The sequence below is a fragment of the Streptomyces sp. CC53 genome (assembly GCF_001865245.1).
Taxonomy (GTDB): domain Bacteria; phylum Actinomycetota; class Actinomycetes; order Streptomycetales; family Streptomycetaceae; genus Streptomyces.
In genome coordinates this window covers 1-1,256 of record NZ_MKXB01000110.1, presented here as the reverse complement: position 1 = coordinate 1,256, position 1,256 = coordinate 1, and the positions used below count along the sequence as shown (strand labels likewise).

Annotated in this window: 1 protein-coding gene; it reads left to right on the top strand. The window is 81.0% G+C overall.

Features of this window, described 5'->3' with window-relative positions:
• Window positions 1–116: 116 nt before the first annotated feature.
• Window positions 117–1,202, top strand: a complete 1,086-nt coding sequence (locus BJP40_RS34855; RefSeq protein WP_193097144.1) for a hypothetical protein — start codon at window positions 117–119, stop codon at window positions 1,200–1,202.
• Window positions 1,203–1,256 lie beyond the last annotated feature (54 nt).

The window sequence follows — 1,256 nt, the reverse complement described above, 5'->3', positions numbered from 1 at the left end:
CCCCCGCCCGGCACCCGCCTGGGCCGCACCCGGCCCCGCCGCCGCGCCGCGCACCCCCGCAGGACACGGCGGCCCGCCGCACGCCCCCGCGGGCGCGGCGCCCCTCGGGGGTGCCCGTGCCTGAGCGCACCGCCCCCACCCGCGGCCCCGCCGACCCCGTGAAGGTCCTCCTGCACCGGCACCGGGACCTGTGCGAGCGGGCCGTGGACCCCCTGGAGATCGCCGCGGGCCTGGAGGCCCGGGGGCTGACCGACCGCACCGCGGCCCGCTTCCGCCACCGCGACGTCTTCTCCCTGGCGGAGGAGCTCTACGCGCGCGTACCGCGAGGCGACGACCGCCCCCGCCCCGTGCGTGCCCGTGAGCGCGACACGGCCCCGCCGCCCGCCCGGTGGTTCCCGGCCACCCTCCTGCCCGGCGCCGCGGCCTGCCTCACCACCGCCGCCCAGACGTACACCACCGGACCGGTGCGGCCCGCCGTCACCGCGGCCGGGCTGCTCGCCCTCGCCGTGGCGGTCGGCGCCTCCCTGCGGCACGGTCCGCTGCGCGCCCCGGGGCGCACGCCCTTCGCCCTGACCGCCTGGACGGTGCTCCTCCTCGCGTACGCCGCGTACGGCGACGGGCTGCTGGACCAACTCGTCCGCGGCGGCCTCCACGCACCGTGGCCTCCCGCCACCGGACCGCTCCTCGGGCTGGCCCTCGCCGTGCCGGCGGCGGCCGCCTGCACCCGGCTGTTCGCCGTGCGGGCCGGGCAGCGGCTGGCCGCCAGCCGCGGCCTGGACGACTTCGCCGCGCGGGCCCGGCCGCTGCTGCTCGCCGTGGTCGCTCTCCAGCTCGCCGCGGTCACCGGCCTCGCCCTGCTCGCCGGTCTCGTCCCGGGCACGGTCCCCGGGGCCCTCGCCCCCACCGTCGCCCTGGGCGTGCTGCTGTTCACGGCCCGGCTGCTGGCCGTCCACGGGTACGGCGGGGCAGCGGCGGCCGGGCTCGGGGCCGCCTGCGCCGCGGAAGCGCTCGCCTGTGCGTCGCTGCTGGTCGCACGGCTGCCGCTGCCGGGATTCGACGTCCTGGACCGGCCCGTGCGGATGGCCGTCGCCACCTGGGGCACCGGCACCGTGCCCGCCGCGGCCTGCGGGGTGGCGGCACTCGCCCTGCTGGCGCACGCCACTGCCGTCCTCGCCCGCGCCTCCGCGCACGCCCGACCGTGACGGCGATCCGAAGGAGTGGATGAGGCCGTACGGGCGGCAGCGGGCGCGCGGACC